This window comes from Blautia sp. AF19-10LB, from assembly GCF_003461245.1.
Classification (GTDB): Bacteria; Bacillota; Clostridia; order Lachnospirales; family Lachnospiraceae; genus Blautia_A; species Blautia_A intestinihominis.
The window spans coordinates 70755-89142 of the sequence record NZ_QTWS01000010.1; the positions used below are offsets into that span (position 1 = coordinate 70755).

The 18388-nt window shown below is 46.2% G+C and carries 15 protein-coding genes; 7 read left to right on the plus strand and 8 right to left on the minus strand.

All coding sequences use genetic code 11. The features are described 5' to 3' along the window. Positions 1 to 114 precede the first annotated feature (114 nt). The 3 genes from DWX28_RS07720 to DWX28_RS07730 all read right to left on the minus strand — a co-directional run bounded on the left by DWX28_RS07720 (position 115) and on the right by DWX28_RS07730 (position 4534). Positions 115 to 1023: a LysR family transcriptional regulator gene (locus DWX28_RS07720; protein ID WP_022215506.1), complete on the minus strand. Its 909-nt coding sequence runs from the start codon at positions 1021 to 1023 to the stop codon at positions 115 to 117. A gap of 44 nt (positions 1024 to 1067) precedes the next feature. Beyond that, entirely contained in the window at positions 1068 to 3518 is a 2451-nt protein-coding gene (locus DWX28_RS07725) for a methyltransferase domain-containing protein (protein ID WP_118252343.1), read from the minus strand. 110 nt (positions 3519 to 3628) lie between these two features. Beyond that, entirely contained in the window at positions 3629 to 4534 is a 906-nt protein-coding gene (locus DWX28_RS07730) for an AEC family transporter (protein ID WP_118252344.1), read from the minus strand. A 246-nt stretch (positions 4535 to 4780) separates the two neighbouring features. Between DWX28_RS07730 and DWX28_RS07735 the strand changes: the two genes are divergently transcribed. The 7 genes from DWX28_RS07735 to pyk all read left to right on the plus strand — a co-directional run bounded on the left by DWX28_RS07735 (position 4781) and on the right by pyk (position 13630). After that, on the plus strand, positions 4781 to 5239 hold the full coding sequence (locus DWX28_RS07735) for a potassium channel family protein (RefSeq protein WP_243002377.1): 459 nt from the start codon (positions 4781 to 4783) through the stop codon (positions 5237 to 5239). 160 nt (positions 5240 to 5399) lie between these two features. After that, positions 5400 to 6728, plus strand: a complete 1329-nt coding sequence (locus DWX28_RS07740; RefSeq protein ID WP_118252346.1) for an MATE family efflux transporter — start codon at positions 5400 to 5402, stop codon at positions 6726 to 6728. A 571-nt stretch (positions 6729 to 7299) separates the two neighbouring features. After that, positions 7300 to 7629: a metal-sensing transcriptional repressor gene (locus DWX28_RS07745; protein ID WP_022215511.1), complete on the plus strand. Its 330-nt coding sequence runs from the start codon at positions 7300 to 7302 to the stop codon at positions 7627 to 7629. A 73-nt stretch (positions 7630 to 7702) separates the two neighbouring features. Further along, positions 7703 to 8071 carry a heavy-metal-associated domain-containing protein gene (locus DWX28_RS07750; protein ID WP_118252347.1) on the plus strand — a complete coding sequence of 123 codons (369 nt, stop codon included), beginning with the start codon at positions 7703 to 7705 and terminating at the stop codon, positions 8069 to 8071. A gap of 13 nt (positions 8072 to 8084) precedes the next feature. Then, positions 8085 to 10640: a heavy metal translocating P-type ATPase gene (locus tag DWX28_RS07755; protein ID WP_118252348.1), complete on the plus strand. Its 2556-nt coding sequence runs from the start codon at positions 8085 to 8087 to the stop codon at positions 10638 to 10640. Positions 10641 to 10751: 111 nt separating this feature from the next. After that, entirely contained in the window at positions 10752 to 12047 is a 1296-nt protein-coding gene (locus tag DWX28_RS07760; RefSeq protein WP_118252349.1) for a chloride channel protein, read from the plus strand. 158 nt (positions 12048 to 12205) lie between these two features. Continuing rightward, positions 12206 to 13630 (plus strand): pyruvate kinase, encoded by a 1425-nt coding sequence (gene pyk, locus DWX28_RS07765; protein WP_118252350.1) that lies wholly within the window; start codon positions 12206 to 12208, stop codon positions 13628 to 13630. Positions 13631 to 13721: 91 nt separating this feature from the next. Here pyk and DWX28_RS07770 read toward each other — a convergent pair whose 3' ends face one another. The 5 genes from DWX28_RS07770 to DWX28_RS07790 form a co-directional block, all read right to left on the minus strand. Beyond that, the gene (locus DWX28_RS07770) at positions 13722 to 15035 is read right to left on the minus strand and encodes a hypothetical protein (protein WP_118252351.1); all 1314 of its coding nucleotides are present in this window, start codon (positions 15033 to 15035) and stop codon (positions 13722 to 13724) included. 66 nt (positions 15036 to 15101) lie between these two features. Beyond that, on the minus strand, positions 15102 to 15860 hold the full coding sequence (locus DWX28_RS07775; RefSeq protein ID WP_022215517.1) for a tRNA threonylcarbamoyladenosine dehydratase: 759 nt from the start codon (positions 15858 to 15860) through the stop codon (positions 15102 to 15104). Next, positions 15861 to 16688, minus strand: a complete 828-nt coding sequence (gene larE / locus DWX28_RS07780; RefSeq protein ID WP_118252352.1) for an ATP-dependent sacrificial sulfur transferase LarE — start codon at positions 16686 to 16688, stop codon at positions 15861 to 15863. Positions 16689 to 16819: 131 nt separating this feature from the next. Beyond that, positions 16820 to 17362, minus strand: coding sequence for a histidine phosphatase family protein (locus DWX28_RS07785; protein ID WP_118252353.1), 543 nt, complete (start codon positions 17360 to 17362; stop codon positions 16820 to 16822). 139 nt (positions 17363 to 17501) lie between these two features. Continuing rightward, positions 17502 to 18368 (minus strand): EamA family transporter, encoded by an 867-nt coding sequence (locus DWX28_RS07790; RefSeq protein ID WP_022215520.1) that lies wholly within the window; start codon positions 18366 to 18368, stop codon positions 17502 to 17504. Between the last annotated feature and the right edge of the window lie 20 nt (positions 18369 to 18388).

The following is an 18388-nucleotide window of genomic DNA, read 5'->3' on the forward strand; positions in this document are numbered from 1 at the left end:
TAGTAATTCGTCAGATAAAGTCTATCAGATGTCAAAAAAGCACACAACCCCGTGGGAGGGTTATGTGCTATTCGTAGTTCGAATACCTTTCGGCTGTTCTGGAATGAGTCGGAATTAACTTTTGGGAAGTCTGCTTACCAGAAAGTCGAGAAATTCCTGCATACTTTCATCAATTTTTTCGCCTTTGTGGAGCATATAGCCAAAAATAACCTTACTGTCACCCATATTCAGCGGGATTCCCGGCGTAGTACCTGTTTTGTTCTCGGAAAGATAACTGCCGCTTACATTTGCAACCCGGCTGTTCCTGAGCATTTTTTCCATAATGTAGTCACTGTTGGTCAGCACAGAAATATCAAGATCTTTCCACTGGAATGCATCTTCCCGTGCAGCTCCGATATCAAAAAATTCATCCTGATAATTCTGGATAAAACGGATTCCTTCCAGATCTGCAAGCTCTGCTTTATCCTTTCTGGAAGCATAAATTTCTGTCTTCCGCCCTGAATAAAGGACTACATCTGTTTCATACATTGTAAAAAACTGTAGTTTATTTTTGGTCAGCTCGTGCAGGAAGTTCTCCTTTTGCTGACTCAGGATATAAACAAATCCAATGTCATCCATGTAGTCACGGACACGTTCCATAACACTCCGTACGCCTGCTGTTGTGATCTGAAAGTGATAGTTTTTTTCATAGGTTTCATTATAAAAATCTACAAACTGATTGGCAAACCAGGAACTTGGATTCAGCGAAATACGAATCCATTTTGTCATGCCTCCCAAAGCCATATTCTCCAGAACATTCATCTCATTTGTGATCTTACATGCATAGTGATAGACTTTCTGTCCCTGCACTGTCAGTCGGATTCCTCTCGGAAGGCGCTCAAAAAGCTGCATTCCAAGAGTGTCTTCCAGTGCCTTGATCACCTTGCTCACACTGGGCTGTGTCGAATAGAGGATCTTCGCCGCATCACTGAAAGACCCTGCCTGGGCACATGCCACAAAATATTGTAATTGTTTTAAATCCATATGATTCTCCGCATATTCTTATAGTCTGTGTAGCTGCCTGCCCATTATTTAACTGTCCGCAGCATAAACAGCGGAGTCGGATTATAAAATTCGTCTTTTTCAAGATAGATCCTGCTGCTGATTCCTAAGTCTACCCGGAAATCTTTAAGATCCATAGATCCCAGGGTTTCCAGATCCCACGCCGGACGGCTGTAGGAACTGATCGGAAGCTGACGTTTGATCTCCTCGCACTCGCGCATCATGTCATTTCCGAGTGTGTTATGTGCATGATTTTCCGGAAGGTCTTCCACATTTGAGAAGTCTGTGATTCCGTAGTTTGCATCAAAATTGAGCAGTACACCGCCTTTTTTGAGGACGCGAAGCCACTCCTGATATGCGTGACGCACATGCGGCAATGTCCAGGTCAGATTTCTGGAAATGATCACATCAAAGGTGTCATCCGGGAATTCCGGATTCTCTGCATCCATAACTGTAAATTCGCAATTTACGCCCTCTTCTTCTGCAAGGATGCGGGCGTTTTTGATCATATCCGGTGTCAGGTCGATTCCAGTCACCTGATGGCCTGCTTTTGCAAGAAGGATAGTGAAAAATCCTGCTCCACAGCCCACATCGAGAATCTTGAGATTTTTTCCCTCCGGAAGCTGTGTATTGATTTCTTTCATCCAGCGTTCTGCCATGGTGCTGTGAAGTTCCTGTCTTCTCTGCTCCAGAAAACTGTTGCTTCGTTTTTCCCAGTATTTTACGATTTTTTCCTTGCGCTCGTCGTAGCGGCTCACGATTCTTCCGTAGGTGACCATCGGTCCATTGCCAAGTACCTGCAGCGTGCCGCACTGATAGAGAAGAACGCCGTCGAACTCTGCGATGCTGACTTCTTTGACTTTTCCCTCATAGTCACGGACTTCTCCGAGGATATCGCCTTCCTGGATCATGTCGCCGACTTTTTTGAACGGATACCAGAGACCGCTTTCCTCTGCATCCTGATAGCGGACATCTGCCACATCCAGCGGATAGTATGTCCTGAAATCCTTGATTCCCTGATAGATTCCCATATGGCACAGGATATTGCGGACATCTCTTCTGGTAGAGCGGACTTCTTCGTAATTCCAGTCGCCCATTCCGCCACGTTCAATCAGAATACTCGGAATTCCCTGTGAAGCCGCATAGTTGTAGGAACCGCCGGACGCCACGTTGGATTTTACCATGTATGGAACATCGACCTGTTCTGCCATTTTACGGGATTCTGCGACAACTTCTTCTGCTGCCATTCCTGCATAATAGACATACGGTGTTAATTTCTCATAGTCATCTCCACTGTGGAGATCGATGTAATAATCTGTCACCGGCTGAAGTTCCTGAGACACTGCCCATGCAAGGCGCTCCATTTCTGTTCCCTGCGGGTCTCCCGGAAATTCGCGGTTGAGGTTTTTGTCATCAGTCAGTCCCATACTGCCGTTACGTGCCTCAAATGCAGGTCGGTTCATGACTTTGACAATGATGATCGTGCCTGTTACTTTTTCAATTTTGAGTTTCTGGGACAATTCGATCGCTGCCTGGATCCCGACATATTCTCCGGCATGAACACCTGCTGTGATCAGCATGGTTTTTCCTGTACCATGTCCGTGCAGGACAGTCGCCGGAAGTTTGATCTCGCCGTTTGCAAGTTTTAATTCTCCATTCCACTTCTCACCCGGCTCCACTGTTATATTTTTGAGATTAAAAGAATCTCTCTTTCTTCCTGTCAGGAGGAAGATCGGAGAAGTGCTGTTATTGATGATCTCTTCTTCTGTCCAGACTTCTTTCCAGACCGCTTCATCGCAGGAAACATCAAGAAATCCTGTTTTCTGCATAGTTTCGATATCCCACTTCGGACGTTCCAGACGACTTAATGGAACCTGGCGGGCAATCTCTTCCATCTTTTCGATGTCAGTTTCGCTGTAATAGTCCTCCACGTTTTGTTCTTCTGTCTGCTTCCGGTCTTTCTCATAGCTGTTTCGCTTTTCTTCATTATAAAGATGACCGTACCAGTCTGCATCAAAGTTATAAAGCATACCGCCTGGTTTGAGCACACGCAGCCATTCTTTATATGCGAGGTCCGGGCGTGGAAGATTCCATGTTACATTTCTGGTTACAATGGCATCAAAGCTGTTGTTTTCCACATCAAGAGCCTGTGCGTCGCCGGTTTTCCACACAATACACTCCGCTAATCCACCGGCATTCTGCTGTGCTTCCTTGAGCATTTCTTCTGTATAGTCGATCGCCGTCACCTGATAGCCGGCTTCTGCGAGAAGGATTGCAAAAAATCCCGGGCCGGTTCCGACATCAAGGATTTTAATCTCTTTTGGTTCACGCTCCGGGAACTGTTTTCCCAGTAGATCGAGGAGTTTCGCCCTCCACATGGTCTGTCTGGCATCTGCCATTTCCTGCTGATTATATTCTGAATAACCTCTGGCCCGGTTGGTCCAGTAGTCATGGATTTCGTTTTTAAGATCGCTCATGATTTGTTCTCTTTTCCGTATAAAATGTTATTTTTTTAGTATATAAAAAAAACACCCCTCCTACAAGCCGGGAGGGGGGATGTTTTGTCAGAAATTTGACAAATATGTTTTTACTGGAGAAAAATGCTCCACAGACAGATAGTCGGAAGGGATAACAAGGTTGAGAAGATGACCATTTTTGTCGCAAATGGAGAATCGACCTGGTATTTTTCTGCGAGGATACTGGTCGTTGCACCTGCCGGCATTGCTGCAAGGAGTACACACAGTCCCAGGACCGTTTTGCTCAGAGGCAGGAAACGGCAGACGATATAAACGATCGCCGGAATGATAATAAGTCTGTGAACTGTGTATTTCACAACTGTCCAGTCCCAGAAATCTTTGAGATTGATATCTGCAAGGATCATTCCAATGACCATCATCGACATTGCCGTATTACAGTTTCCGACAGCAGTCACCGCACCGTCGAGTCCTGGCGGGATTGGAAATCCTGTGATCATCAGGATCATTCCAAGTACACATGCCAGAATGCATGGATGTGTGACGACTTTTTTCACCGTTTTCATCTTATCACTGCTTCCGGAAAAAACAGCCAGACCGGAAGACCACATCATGATTCTCTGCGGGATCAGGTACACGCTGGCGAGAACCAGTCCTTCTATTCCGTAAACGCCTTCCGCGATCGGGTTTCCAAGAAATCCTGCGTTTGAGCAGATAGTTCCGTACTGCAGGCACTTCCGACGGTCTTCGGATTCTTTTCGGAACATGACTTTTCCATAGATAACACAGAATACCTGAATACCGATCGAGATAAAAAGAATCGCCAGATAATTGCTGAAATCTCCATCCGTTGCACTCTGGGTAAATGCATGGAGGATGTTGCATGGCAGGATCAGATAGATGACCAGATCATTGATGTTCTTCTGCCCCTGCGGACCGATGATATGTATCTTTTTCATTAAAAATCCTACAGCTACCAGAATAAAGATCGTGAGCTGCAGTGTCAGCAGTGTTTTCATATTTTTTCTCCTCTAAGTGCCTTTTTTCCTTATAACAATATCACTTTTTCTGTGATTATTTTTGGCACTTTTTGAGTGTAGCACATTGAAGTATGTACCACAAGAAGGACTGGTATATGTTTACGGTTATGTACAAAAAACGTGATATTCTACACGGTTTTTGAATGTTTTTCTGTCTGAAACTGTCTGTACCGTTGACGCATTTCCTGGTTTCCGGTACAATATTTTCAAGTAATGGGAGGAATTTTGCATAATGAATACAGTCTGGGAAACCGGGCGCAGCCGGAGGTTTTTACGAATGCATTTTCCGGGATCTGGTGGGCTGCTTCCACCCTGCTCACTGTAGGCTATGGTGATATTTATCCTGTCACCACGATCGGTAAGATTTTTGGTATTTTTATTGCATTTCTTGGTGTCGGCATGGTTGCGATCCCCACCGGTATCATTTCTGCAGGATTTGTCGACCAGTATTCGAGACTTAAACGGATCGGGGAATATGGTCAGGAAGAAGATGTGCATTTTATCCGCATCCGCCTCACCGAAAATGATCAATGGGTGAATCACAGGATCATGGAACTGAACATGCCAGAGCGTATTATCATCGCCGTGATCCAGCGAAATCACAGGGTCCTTGTCCCAAAGGGCGATATGGTCGTGCTTTATACGCAGACGTATATGGCAAATGCGGATGATCTGGAGATTTAACAAATCTGCTATTGACGTTTTTCTGGTTCTCATGCTACAATTCTTTCGTCCAAAACATAGTGTGGATTTTTCTGGCTAAACCATTTTTCGCCACACAATTATCCTTCGGGGTGATTGTGCGGCGTTTTTTATGTTTTAAATTTTATAAAGGAGGCTTATTATGAATGACACATTTATGAAAGAAAAACCGGTTTTCCCGCTGATTTTGTCGATGGCTCTGCCTATGGTGATCTCTATGCTTGTGAATTCTCTGTACAACATTGTGGACAGCTTTTTCGTGGCACAGATCAGTGAAAATGCGATGACTGCGCTGTCGCTTGTCTATCCGATCCAGAACTTTGCGAATGCGATCGCGATCGGATTTGGGATCGGGATCAGTGCTCAGATCGCGATCTGTCTTGGTGCCGGAAACAAAGAAACTGCCAGCAAAGCAGCGACTCATGGGCTTGCATTATCTGCCCTGCACGGTGTTCTTCTGACAATCGGATGCATCCTTGTGATGCCGGGATTTCTGGTGCTTTTTACTTCTGACGCAGATGTTATCGACCTTGGAATCCGGTATTCCACGATCGTTTTTCTGTTTGCAACTATAAACACTACTAACCTTTCCTACGAAAAAATCTTCCAGGGTGTGGGCAAGATGAAGGTTACTATGATCGGGCTTATGGTCGGCTGTGTTTCCAATATTATACTTGATCCGCTGCTGATCTTTGGTATCGGACCGTTCCCTGCAATGGGGATTGAAGGTGCTGCGATCGCAACTGGTCTGGGGCAGGTATTCAATCTTGTTTTCTATTTGATCGTCTACAAAATACAGCCTCTCCAGGTCAGATTAAGCCGGAAATATTTACATCCGGACAAAGCTCTGATCGCAAGATTATACTCTGTTGGCATTCCGGGAGCACTGAATCTTGCGCTTCCATCTGTGCTTGTTTCTGCATTGAACGGACTTCTTGCTGCCTACTCTCAGAGTTATGTTGTGATCCTTGGAATCTACTATAAACTGCAGACATTTCTCTATCTTCCGGCGAGCGGGATCGTACAGGGAATGCGTCCTGTGATCGGGTATAATTACGGTGCCGGAGAGCATAAACGTGTCAAAAAAATCTACTATGTTACACTTTGTATGAGTGGTGTGATCATGCTTGTTGGAACCATCATCTGTCTGACTGTTCCGGGGCAGCTTATGGGAATGTTTACTACAAATCCAGAGACGATCGCTGCCGGAAAAACAGCTCTTCGTATTATATGTGCGGGATTTCTGGTTTCTTCTGTGTCTGTTACGGCATGTGGTGCGCTGGAGGGACTTGGAAGGGGGACTGCTTCTCTTGTCGTTTCGTTGTGTCGGTATCTGATCATAATTCTTCCTGCGGCTTTTATCCTTAGCCGCATCTTGGGGGCTGTGGGGGTATGGCATGCGTTTTGGATTGCGGAGGCGCTGACCGCTGGGGTGGCTTTCTTCATCAGCCAGAAGGTTATCGGGGTTTGATCCCCGGGCCCCGTAACCTTGTGCTCGCCTGGGCGAGGTTAGGACCGAGGGGACGTGGCCCGTCCCCTCAGGCACCCCTGGGCTTTTTTTGAGCTTTGGTGGAGACCCTGGTTGTTTTATGGGGAAGGTGATGCTGTGTGGGTCCATACTATTGGTGGGAATTGATTTGCCTATAGCGCGGTTTGGTCTTTTTTGTGGTTCTGATGACTTAATTGCGACTTTCCCATGTTCTGGTCTATTTTTCTTTGTGGTTCTGATAACTCGCTTGCGGCTTTCTCTTGTTTTGGTCTACTTTTCCTTGAATTTCCGATGACTTGCTTGCGGCTTTCCCTTGTTCTGGTCTACTTTTCTTTGCATTTCCGATGACTTAATTGTAGTTTTGTTATATCCTGGTCTATTTTTCTTTTTATTTTGGATGATCTGTCTGTAGCTTTCTTGCATTTAGGTCATCTTTTTTTATTTCCTCTTGACAAATACCCTCATGGGGTATATATTACAGGCATAGTAAACATACCCCTTGAGGGTATTTTGGATATGTATTTTGAGTATATTTTAGAAAGGAAGTTGGTCTATGGAGAATAATAATGATGTGACGAAGACTCCTGTCTGTTCCTGTTGTTGTACGAAGCATACGGATAGGTCGGAGGCGGAGAGGAAGAAGCTGGTGAATCGGCTGAAGCGTATTGAGGGGCAGATTCGGGGAATCATAGGGATGTTGGAGAATGATGCTTATTGTAATGACATCCTGATCCAGTCCGCTGCTGTCAATGCCGCTGTCAACTCTTTTAATAAAGAGCTTCTTGCGAATCATATCCGTACCTGTGTGGCACGTGACATCCGTGCCGGTAAGGATGAAACGATCGACGAGCTGGTTGCAACCCTGCAGAAACTGATGAAATAACTGCAACTGTGAAAATCGCAGAAAAGAAACTCAACAAACACAAAGACAAAATATTTAAGGAGGAAGAAAAATCATGAAACCAGCTGATATCATTATTTTACTTATTGTCATTGTCGCTATGATCTTTGCAGCGCGCAAAGCTGCAGGACATTTTAAGGGAGACTCTCTCTGCTGCGGAGGCGGTGGTGGAAGTTCCAAGAAGCCGAAGAGAAAATTCCTGGACGGCCCTGTTCTTGGAACCAGGACGATCCGCATCGAAGGCATGCATTGCCAGCACTGCGTGGATTCTGTAACCAATGCTCTCAACGAGATCGACGGAGTCGTTGCAGAAGTTGATCTGAAAAAAGAAATCGCAACTGTTTCCTATGACCGTTCCATTTCTGACGGCGACCTTCGCGAAGCAGTAAAAAAAGCAGGCTTTACATGCCTGAGCATTTCATAAGAGGAGGCACACAATGGAACAATACAACGTCACCGGTATGAGCTGCGCTGCCTGCAGCACCCGTGTGGAGAAGGCTGTATCCAAAGTGCCGGGAGTCACATCCTGCTCTGTCAGCCTTCTGACAAACTCCATGGGTGTGGAAGGAACGGCTTCCGCCCATGATATTATCAATGCCGTAGAACAGGCAGGTTACGGCGCATCCCTCAAGGGAGCCAATAAGGAACAGGTTTCCATATCTGAAGCCGAAGAAGCCCTCGAGGATCACGAGACACCGATCCTCAAGCGTCGTCTGATCGCTTCCGTCGGATTTTTGCTCGTGCTGATGTACTTCTCCATGGGACATATGATGTGGGGCTGGCCACTGCCTGCATGGTTTAATGACAACCATATCGCAATGGGTCTTGTGCAGCTTTTGCTTGCCGGAATCATCATGGTCATCAACCAGAAATTTTTCATCAGCGGATTCAAGAGCCTGTGGCATCGTGCCCCGAACATGGATACACTCGTTGCCCTCGGTTCCATGGCATCTTTTGTATGGAGTGTCTACGCACTCTTCGCCATGACAAGAGCTCAGGTCGACGGCGATTCTGCCGCTGTCATGAACTACATGATGGATTTTTACTTCGAATCCGCGGCAATGATCCTGACTCTGATCACTGTTGGCAAAATGCTTGAAGCCCGTTCCAAGGGAAAAACCACTGACGCTCTCAAGAGCCTCATGAAACTCGCGCCAAAGACCGCTGTCGTTCTCCGCGACGGTCAGGAAACTACCGTTCCGATCGAGCAGGTCCACAAGGGAGACATCTTTGTGGTCCGCCCAGGAGAAAACATCCCGGTTGACGGTGTGATCGTCGAGGGAACCAGTGCTGTCAATGAATCTGCCCTTACAGGCGAAAGTATCCCGGTCGACAAGGCCGCCGGAGATCTTGTCTCTGCCGCTACTGTCAACCAGTCTGGATTTATCAAATGCGAAGCAACCCGCGTCGGCGAGGATACCACCCTCTCCCAGATCATCAAAATGGTGAGTGACGCAGCAGCTACCAAGGCTCCGATCGCCAAGATCGCAGACCGTGTTTCCGGTGTCTTTGTGCCGGCAGTCATCACGATCGCGATTCTCACCACACTTGTCTGGCTTCTGACCGGACATGAATTCGGCTATGCACTTGCCCGCGGAATTTCCGTTCTCGTTATCAGTTGTCCATGCGCGCTCGGACTTGCCACTCCGGTAGCGATCATGGTCGGCAACGGAATGGGTGCCAAGAACGGTATCCTGTTCAAAACCGCTGTTTCTCTTGAAGAAGCAGGCAAAGTCCAGATCGTTGCCCTGGACAAAACCGGTACGATCACCAGTGGTCAGCCGGAAGTGACAGATCTGCTCCCGGCAGATGGGATTTCTGAACAGGAACTCCTCACCATGGCATTTGCCCTGGAAAAAAAGAGCGAGCATCCTCTTGCCAAAGCGATCCTTGGCCACGCCGAAAGCCTTCATCTCACAGCACCGGAAGTCACCGATTTCCACGCTCTTCCGGGAAATGGACTTTCTGCTGTGCTTGATAATGAAACTCTGATCGGTGGAAGCATGAAATTTATCAGCAGCCAGGTAAGCGTTCCTGCCGCACTCTCCCAGAAGGCAGAAAAGCTTGCAGAAGAAGGAAAAACTCCCCTCCTTTTTGCCCGCAATGGCAAGCTGGCCGGCATCATCGCTGTCGCTGACGTCATCAAAGAAGACAGCCCGCAGGCAGTCAAAGAACTCCAGAATATGGGAATCCGTGTTGTCATGCTGACCGGTGACAATGAGCGTACCGCAAGAGCGATCGGTGCCCAGGCAGGCGTGGACGATGTCATCGCAGGCGTTCTCCCTGACGGCAAGGAAAGCGTGATCCGTTCCCTCAAAGAACAGGGCAAAGTTGCCATGGTCGGCGACGGTATCAACGATGCTCCTGCCCTCACACGCGCAGATATCGGAATCGCGATCGGTGCCGGAACAGACATTGCGATCGACGCAGCTGATGTCGTTCTGATGAAGAGCCGTTTAAGCGATGTTCCTGCCGCTGTCCGTCTCAGCCGTGCCACATTGAAAAATATCCACGAAAATCTTTTCTGGGCATTTTTCTACAATGTGATCGGCATTCCGCTGGCTGCTGGTGTATGGATCCCGATCTTCGGATGGACACTGAATCCGATGTTCGGTGCCGCCGCAATGAGCCTTTCCAGCTTCTGCGTTGTCACCAACGCCCTGCGTTTGAACCTGTTTAAGATCCACGACACAAAAAAGGACAAAAAAATCAAACAAGCTACTTCCATTGAGGTAAAAAATGATTATAATATAAAAGAAAAGGAGCAAAAAACTATGGTAAAAGTTACAGTTAATGTTGAGGGAATGATGTGCGGACACTGCGAAGCACACGTAAATGAAGCAATTAAGAAAGCATTCGGTGTAGAGGAGGTCGTATCTTCTCACGAAAGCAACACAACCGTTTTTACAGCACCGGAGAAGGTTGATGAGGACAAGATCCGCCAGACGATCAAAGATGCCGGATACGAAGTAACCGGAATTACACAGGAATAAAATCTTACAAATTTATAATCATCATATTTCAAACATCAGACGGTTCCGCATACTATTTCGGAACCGTTTGTTGCATGTCATAAATTATTTTTTACTTTACGGGGGGAACTTATGAACAACACACAGGACAAAAATAATCCAGAAGAGACTAAAGATCTGGATTATTATCTCGGACACATCCGCTATGATATGACGAATCTTATCAAATGGCTGGTCCTCGCAGTACTGACCGGCCTGACCGTCGGCTTTATCAGCAGCCTTTTTGCGAGGGCACTCAAATTTGTCACAAATTACCGGGCAGAAAACACATGGATCTTTTTCCTGCTGCCGGTATCCGGTCTGATGATCGTATTTCTTTATCAGAAATTTGGACGCGAGGATGGCGGTACGAATCAGGTACTCTCTACGATCCGCTCTCAGGATGATGTGCCTTTTCGCTCTGCTCCACTGATCTTTGTTTCTACGATCCTTACCCACCTTGTGGGTGGTTCTGCAGGTCGTGAAGGTGCTGCGATCCAGCTTGGCGGAAGCATTGGAAATCAGCTTGGAAGCTGGTTCCGGCTCGATAAAGAAGACCGTCATGTCATGGTCATGTGCGGCATGAGTGCTGCTTTTGCTGCTGTTTTTGGTACGCCGATGGCAGCTGCTGTATTCGCAATGGAGGTTATCAGCGTCGGCGTTATGTACTATGCAGCACTTGTTCCCTGCGTGATCTCATCCCTGATCGCATCGGAATTCGCTGCCGGTTTTGGCATCAATCCTGAGTCATTTCATGTTGTAAATATCCCTGAATTGTCCGTCATAACAGGCGGCAAAATGGTCATCATCGCAGTCGCATGTGCCGCAGTCAGCATCATTTTCTGCATGGTTCTTCAGGGTGTCAGCAGGCTTTATACCAGGTATCTTCCTAATCCATATGTCCGCATCGTGGCGGCAAGTGCAGTCATTATTGTAATCACTCTTCTGCTTCATACGACTGATTACATGGGTGCCGGAAACAACCTTATTGAACTCGCGGTAGAGGAAGATCAGACTCGTCCACTGGACTTTTTGTGGAAGATAATCCTTACTGCCCTGACTATGCGTGCTGGTTTTCGCGGCGGCGAGATCGTCCCTTCTTTCTGCATCGGAGCCACCTTCGGATGCCTTATGGGACAACTTCTCGGGCTTTCTCCATCCTTGTGTGCAGCCGCAGGCATGACGGCTCTTTTCTGCGGTGTTACCAACTGCCCGATCACCTCGATCCTGATCGCATTCGAGCTGTTTGGATTCCGTGGAGTTTCCTATTATCTGATCGCTGTCTCCATCAGTTATGCCGTTTCCGGATACTATGGACTGTATAAAGATCAGACAATTGTATATTCTAAATACAAAGCCAAATACATCAATCGTCATACCAGGTTTTAATCCCTGGTACGACGATTTTTAATGCATTTTTCTATAATTCAGAGGCAAAAATGTTATAAAATTAACGTTTTATTTTGCTAAATCTTTACTTGTACATTAGAAATTATGTGTTAGAATAAAGGTGTATTTTTTAGGTAAAGAAAAGTAGGAGGAAATTTATGCGCAAAACAAAAATTATCTGTACCCTTGGTCCGTCTACTGATAAAGACGGTGTTCTGGAAGAACTTGTTAAAGAAGGTCTGAACGTAGCACGTTTCAACTTCTCTCATGGTTTACACGACGAACAGAAAGGCCGTATTGATAAATTAAAAGAAATTCGTACACGTCTTGGTAAACCGGTAGCTGCGCTTCTCGATACAAAAGGTCCTGAAATTCGTATCCGCGAATTTGAAAATGAAAAGGTTACTCTGAAGGAAGGTCAGGAATTCACCTTAACCGCAGAAGAGATCATGGGAAATGAGAAGATCGTTTCCGTTACCTATAAAGAATTATATAAGGATGTCAAACCTGGCAACAGCATTCTGATCGATGACGGTCTGATCGGACTTGAAGTCAAGAAGATCAAAGGTCAGGACATTGTCTGTAAAGTAGTAAACGGTGGTGTTCTCGGCAATAAGAAAGGTGTCAACCTTCCTGGTGTAGAAGTAAACATGCCATTCATCAGCCCTAAGGATCACGACGATATCCTGTTTGGTATCAAAGAAGGCTATGATTTCATTGCCGCTTCTTTCACCAGAACAGCAGCCGATGTCAAAGAAATCCGTGATATCCTTGAGAAAAACGGTGGACAGGACATCAAGATCATCGCCAAGATCGAGAACCAGCAGGGTGTTGACAACATCGACAGCATCATCGAAGCTGCTGACGGTATCATGATCGCCCGTGGTGACATGGGTGTTGAGATCCCGCTTGAGGATGTTCCGGTTATCCAGAAGGATATCATTGCCAAAGTATACACTGCTGGAAAACAGGTTATCACAGCTACTCAGATGCTGGATTCCATGATCAAAAACCCGCGTCCGACACGTGCAGAGACCACAGACGTTGCCAATGCGATCTATCAGGGAACAAGTGCGATCATGCTTTCCGGTGAAACTGCTGCAGGTAAATATCCTGTAGAAGCACTCAAGACTATGGTCAAAATCGCAGTTCGTACAGAAGCTGACATTGACTTTAATCAGCAGTTCAGTTTCCGCACCAAGGAGCACGCTACAAACGTAACCACAGCAATCTCTCATGCTACCTGCATGACAGCGATCGACCTGAATGCCAAAGCCATCATCGCAGTTACCCGTTCCGGCAATACTGCACGTATGGTTTCCAAATATCGTCCAGGATGCCCAATCATTGCATGCACTCCGGATGAACGCATCTGGCGTCAGCTGAATCTGGTTTGGGGTGTTACTCCACTCCTGACCAAAGAGGAATACAGCATGGAGATCCTTCTCCTTCACGCTACAGAGGCAGCCGAAGAAAACGGCTACGTCAAAGAAGGCGATGTTGTTGTTCTTACTGTCGGTGTTCCGCTTGGACGTTCCGGTAATACCAACCTGCTTAAAGCAACCGTTGTTGGCGAATACTAAGAATTGTATACCAAAAAAACCAAGGTCATTATCCTCGAAAATGAGGATAATGACCTGTTTTTTTACTTATTCTGTGATTAATTTAACAATATTATTTCTCATATACAGTGATCACGACAGGTGTCTGGGATTCATCGTCATACTGTTGGATCCAGTAGTATTTCTCATCCTTCTTTGCCGTATCCTGGGATGTTTTTTCTTTCTTTAATTCTTTCAGTGCAGCCAGTTCTATGTACGGATTCTTCCCGTCTATTCTATGAAAAACAACTTCATTCATATCTATATCCGTGAAGTTTTTGTTCTTATCTCTGACTGTAAACTTCTGGATCTCCTGACTGATCTCGCAGCTTCCACCAGTGGAAGTGGTCATTGTGATCTTCTTTTTGGCTTCTGTGATCCTGATGATATTGACCAGTTTCTGATTTTCTGTGAGCGTCATTATCATTCCGTCATCTGTCTGTTTCAGATGGATTCCAAGTTCGGATGCCGGTTCCTTCGCAGTCAAAGTGATCCAGTTTACGCCCGGAACTTTGCTGTTGATGATCGCAATGGAATTCAGAGTTTTACTCTCACTGCTGAACGAAAATCCATGTTTTATCTCCTCAACAGAAGTAGAAATTGCAAGGTCTGTGATGTTTCCATCGGAGTCTTTTTTGACATCCACAATGCCTTCTGAAACTGCTCTTCCTTCCACTTCTTCCGTGTCAGAAGGGTCTGTCGGATTCGTGATTTTGCGTGTGCTGACTGCCGTTTCCGGGTCATATTCTGCTACTACTTCTGAAGATGTCGCGTATGCAAAACTTGCATATTCTTCGTCGATATCTTCGTCTGGAAGTTCCTTTGTATCGCTGCCACCGATACCATCATTTTTCGTTTCATCTTTGGAATTTTCTTCAGATTTACTTTCATTCTTTGTATCAGAATCCACAGTGTTTTCCTTCTCCGGATCTTTCTCTTCGCCATCTTTATTTTCGTCTGTATCTTCCGGATCAGATGCTGCTTTCGCCGGAATAACTTCCTTCATCTGATAATCGCAACCATTCCTCTTGCACGCATAGATGATAAAACCATCCTTATCGTCGGTGGCTTCCTGACGTGAGATTTCTTTCAGATCATGTTCCTTTGTTTTTGGTATGGACGCTGTTTCTGATATTCCACACTCCTCACAGCTCCGTGTCTGCTGACCCTCAGTTACACAGTCTGCCGGGATCGTTACTGTCCATTCCGTCCATGAATGCTTCCCTGTCTCACAGCCATCCGCCACAGAAGATCTCGCTTCTGACTCCTCAGGATTTCCAGTGATACCTGGCTCTACTTCTGTTGACTTCGGTTCTGCATAAACGCTTCCGCTGACTGCCATTGTCATCGCAACTGTCAATGCAAGTGCTGCTGCTTTTCTTTTCATGTACTGCCCCTCCTCTGTCTGAAATACGTTCCATATGATGATTTTATCTTATCATCAAATCCTTTTTTAGTTTTTCCCTGCCAGGTCTTTGATCACTTCTCCTGCGATGATCAGTCCGACTACGGACGGAACAAAGGCTGTGGAACCTGGAATATCACGACGCTCTGTGCATTTATGTGCTGCGCCCGGAGGGCAGATGCAGTGTGTACGGCAGCTGATAGACATGTCCTCAATCGGGCGGATTGGCTTCTCCTGAGAGTATACCACTTTGAGCTTCTTAATTCCACGTTTTTTGAGTTCACGACGCATAACTTTTGCCAGAGGGCAGACGGATGTTTTGTAGATGTCTGCTACCTGAAAAGCAGTCGGGTCGAGTTTGTTTCCGGCTCCCATACTGCTGATGATCGGAACGCCGGCTTCTTTGGCTTCCATGACGAGCTGGATCTTTGCAGTTACGGTATCTACTGCATCTACAACATAATCATATTGGGAAAAGTCAAACTCATCCTTGGTTTCTGGAAGGTAGAAGCATTTGTGGACATTAACTTCTGCCTTTGGGTTGATGTCGAGGATGCGGTCTTTCATAACATCGACTTTGTATTTGCCGACAGTGCTTCTGGTGGCGATGATCTGACGGTTCAAGTTGGTGAGGCAGACTTTGTCATCATCGATCAGATCAAGTTTACCAACTCCACTTCGCACAAGTGCCTCTACGGTATAACCGCCGACTCCACCGATTCCAAAAACGGCAACTCTGGAGTCCGCCAGTTTCTCCATGGCTTCTTTACCAAATAACAGTTCTGTTCTGGAAAACTGATTTAACATTTATATCTCCTTTTCTTTTTCATCCAGTGTTTCATTCATACTTCCGGTACGGTAGCCCAGAAGATCGAGAGTTACATAGTCAAAACCATACTCTTTGAGCTGGTTTGCAATTTTTGTTCTGTTGCCTTCCTCGACAATTTTGGTGATCTCGTCTGGAAGGACTTCGATTCTGGCGATGTTTCCGTGGATGCGGACGCGCACCTGATGGAATCCCATGTCCAGAAGAAGCTGCTCTGCCTTGTCTACCATGCCGAGTTTTTTCTCACTGATGGTCTCACCGTAGACAAAACGTGAGGAAAGACAGGCAAAGGACTGTTTGTCCCAGGTCGGAAGTCCCATTTCTTTGGAAAGTTCGCGGATTTCTTCTTTATAAAGTTCTGCCTGACGAAGCGGGCTGCTGACGCCAAGTTCCTTGACCGCGATCAGACCTGGACGGTAGTCGCCATTGTCGTCCATATTGGAACCCTCAGCAACTGCATTCATGCCATTTTCACGGGCAATCTCCCAGATTTTCTCAAAGAGTTCATGCTTGCAGAGATAGCAGCGGTTCTTCGGATTCTGGCGGAAACCGTCGATATCCAGCTCCTCAGATTTACAGACGATATGACGCACGCCGTTTTTCTCACAGAACTCTTTCGCTTCCTTCAGTTCTCTCTCCGGGAAAGAACAGGAACTTGCGGTAACTGCGATCACATTCTCTCCTCCAAGAGCTTCCAGCGCTGCTTTCAGCAGGAAAGTAGAATCCACACCGCTTGAAAAAGCAACTGCAACACTTCCCATTGCTTTCAGATTCTGCTGTAATACTTTATATTTATCATGGATATTCATTGCTAAACGCTCCTTTTAACCTAGTATACTAGTGTGTATTATAGCATACTGCATTCCGCACTACAACATAAAAACAGGCAGGAATTTTGCGCTGTTATGCGAATTTCCTGCCTGTATTTTTGTTTCATTTATCACTCAAAATCAAATCTTCTGACTTCGCAGTTTTTCACTCCGAATGTCGCGTATTCTTCGTTTGTCATCTCGTAGAAATAGGACTGGATCACCCTGGAAATCCCGTTGTGTGCCACGAGGATATAGGTTTTGTGATCGGATTCTTCTTTGATCTCGTCGAGGAGATTGTAGATCCTCTGTGCCAGATGCAGCATGGATTCTCCACCGTCGTATCTGGTAATGAACTGCTGCTTTGCTTTCTGGAATTCCTCTCCGTTGCGGGCAGTGGATTCGTATTTTCCGAAATTCTGCTCGATCAGTCTCGGCTCTACACGCGCCGGGATTCCGGTGATCTCAGAAATATGTTTTGCTGTATCTGCTGCACGCATCAACGGAGAATAAAGGATCTCATCTGCCTGGATCCCCTGTCGCAGAATCTCATGTCCTGTCTCGATCGCCTGCTGATGTCCCTTCTCTGTCAGCGCGATATCTGTCGCTCCGCAGATCTTATTCTCTACATTCCAGACTGTCTGTCCATGTCTCACAAAATAAAAATGTCCCATTGTATTTCAACTCCTGCTCTTTCGTTTTTCTTTATCTTACCATCTTTATCCTGTAAATGGGTATCTCTATTTTGTTATAATGTTATAGGAAATTTCTATCGCCCTGCCATCCATCCCATTCACAATGACTCTGATGATTTTACGCCATCGTCATAAGTACCGTTCCGACAGTGATCAGTACAACTCCCACCGCAGATTTGCGCGTCAGTTTTTCGTGGAAAACGATCCAGGAAAAAGCAATCGTCGCGAGAATACTGAGTTTATCGATCGGCACGACAACACTTGCAGGTCCTTCCTGCAGAGCACGATAATAACAGAGCCAGGAAGCTCCTGTCGCGATACCTGAAAGTCCGATAAAAAGAAGCTCTTTTTTCTCAATCTCTTTTACTTCCTTCTGCTTACCCTGGACAAAAACCATCAGCCATGCCATCAGAAGCACAACTGTTGTACGGATCGCGGTTCCCAGGTTTGAGTCAATCCCTGAAATTCCAACCTTTCCAAGAATCGCTGTCAGGCTCGCAAAGACTGCTGAAAGCACTGCATAAATAAACCAACTGCTGTCTTTTTTCTTTGTATCTTCTATAACTTTCTTTCTGGAGATCATCATATAAGTACCGATCGCGATCAGACAGACACAGCCAAGCTTCGCCCATGTCAGTCCCTCATGGAGAAAGATCAACGCCAGGAAGATCGTCAGTATCGTACTGGATTTATCGATTGGCACAACCTTGTTGACATCGCCTTTCTGGAGCGCATGAAAATAGCACAGCCACGATGCTCCCGTCGCCAGTCCGGACAAAACGAGAAACAGCAGCGTCTCTCTGCTGATATTGTGGATTCCAGAAAAAGTCCCCGTGACCAGCACCATCAGCCATGAGAACAGAAGAACTACGATCGTTCTCACTGCTGTCGCCACATCTGAATCTGTTTTCTGAATTCCACACTTTGCGAGAATCGCTGTGATTCCCGCAAAAAAAGAAGATCCTACTGCGAATAAGATCCACATAAACAATCCCCCCTCTTTAT

Bases quoted from the DNA above. Each gene is read 5' to 3' on its own strand.
- DWX28_RS07720 (WP_022215506.1), bottom strand. From the start codon at position 1,023: ATGGATTTAAAACAATTACAATATTTTGTGGCATGTGCCCAGGCAGGG.
- DWX28_RS07725 (WP_118252343.1), bottom strand. From the start codon at position 3,518: ATGAGCGATCTTAAAAACGAAATCCATGACTACTGGACCAACCGGGCC.
- DWX28_RS07730 (WP_118252344.1), bottom strand. From the start codon at position 4,534: ATGAAAACACTGCTGACACTGCAGCTCACGATCTTTATTCTGGTAGCT.
- DWX28_RS07740 (WP_118252346.1), top strand. From the start codon at position 5,400: ATGAATGACACATTTATGAAAGAAAAACCGGTTTTCCCGCTGATTTTG.
- DWX28_RS07745 (WP_022215511.1), top strand. From the start codon at position 7,300: ATGGAGAATAATAATGATGTGACGAAGACTCCTGTCTGTTCCTGTTGT.
- DWX28_RS07750 (WP_118252347.1), top strand. From the start codon at position 7,703: ATGAAACCAGCTGATATCATTATTTTACTTATTGTCATTGTCGCTATG.
- DWX28_RS07755 (WP_118252348.1), top strand. From the start codon at position 8,085: ATGGAACAATACAACGTCACCGGTATGAGCTGCGCTGCCTGCAGCACC.
- DWX28_RS07760 (WP_118252349.1), top strand. From the start codon at position 10,752: ATGAACAACACACAGGACAAAAATAATCCAGAAGAGACTAAAGATCTG.
- pyk (WP_118252350.1), top strand. From the start codon at position 12,206: ATGCGCAAAACAAAAATTATCTGTACCCTTGGTCCGTCTACTGATAAA.
- DWX28_RS07770 (WP_118252351.1), bottom strand. From the start codon at position 15,035: ATGAAAAGAAAAGCAGCAGCACTTGCATTGACAGTTGCGATGACAATG.
- DWX28_RS07775 (WP_022215517.1), bottom strand. From the start codon at position 15,860: ATGTTAAATCAGTTTTCCAGAACAGAACTGTTATTTGGTAAAGAAGCC.
- larE (WP_118252352.1), bottom strand. From the start codon at position 16,688: ATGAATATCCATGATAAATATAAAGTATTACAGCAGAATCTGAAAGCA.
- DWX28_RS07785 (WP_118252353.1), bottom strand. From the start codon at position 17,362: ATGGGACATTTTTATTTTGTGAGACATGGACAGACAGTCTGGAATGTA.
- DWX28_RS07790 (WP_022215520.1), bottom strand. From the start codon at position 18,368: ATGTGGATCTTATTCGCAGTAGGATCTTCTTTTTTTGCGGGAATCACA.